At 29.3% G+C, this 882-nt stretch carries 1 protein-coding gene; it reads left to right on the forward strand.

Going from position 1 to position 882, the window contains the following annotated elements; translation table 11 throughout:
* The first annotated feature begins 59 nt into the window (after nt 1–59).
* Nucleotides 60–740: a hypothetical protein gene (locus tag ACFQ13_RS03780; RefSeq protein ID WP_386114177.1), complete on the forward strand. Its 681-nt coding sequence runs from the start codon at nt 60–62 to the stop codon at nt 738–740.
* The last annotated feature ends 142 nt before the right edge of the window (nt 741–882 follow it).

The raw sequence follows: 882 nt of genomic DNA on the forward strand, positions 1-882 counted from the left end.
CGTTGGCAGTCATTTAACGCAACCAAACGGACAAAAGACCATTTACTAAAAAAAATATTATGAAATATTATATTTTAACTTTATTAATTGGAATTATATTAATTGGTTGCTCTAATGATGATGAAACTGAACTAGTACAAAGCAGTTGTGATTTTATAAACTTCAAATATTATAACGGAACTCAAGACTTTTTGGGAGAAATGTCAAATGAATATATTTTAATAGCTGTTGATACTACTTATAGTGATAATGAAATCGAAAATTTTATTTCAACAACAAACATATTTGACCAAAACTACAATTACACTATTCATAATATTACCCAATATAAATTTAAGGAAATACCTTTAAAACTTAACACCTCAAAAAATTGCGAAGAAATAACACAAATAATTTCGGACTTAAATGAAAATAACATTATTTCATATACTCATTTCACAATGATAACCGATGATTGCAATAATGCGATATGGGAACCAATGGGAGATTTGTGTATAAATACTTATGGAAGTAATTTTTATGTAAAAGTTTTTGACGAAAACGATTTGACAGATTTAAACCAAATGATTTCTGAAACAAATACTGAATTAGTTGAGCAAAATCAATTTATGGAAAAATGGTTTGAACTGAGAGCAACTAAAGAATCTAATGGAGACGGATTAGCAATGGCTAACTATTTTTATGAGTCTGGACTTTTTGAACATAGCGAATCTGGATTATCAAAATATCCTGTTGAATAAAAAACGAACTGCCAACACCGTGTATAATTAATTGCTTTGTTCTTCCCTACTTGCGAAAATTCCTACGGAATTTTCACGGGTTCGTTAAAGTTTGCTAACTTAGTCGCTAAACCACGCAACTAACCATACACAAACACGTTGT

Source organism: Winogradskyella rapida (assembly GCF_042675845.1).
Classification (GTDB): Bacteria; Bacteroidota; Bacteroidia; order Flavobacteriales; family Flavobacteriaceae; genus Winogradskyella; species Winogradskyella rapida.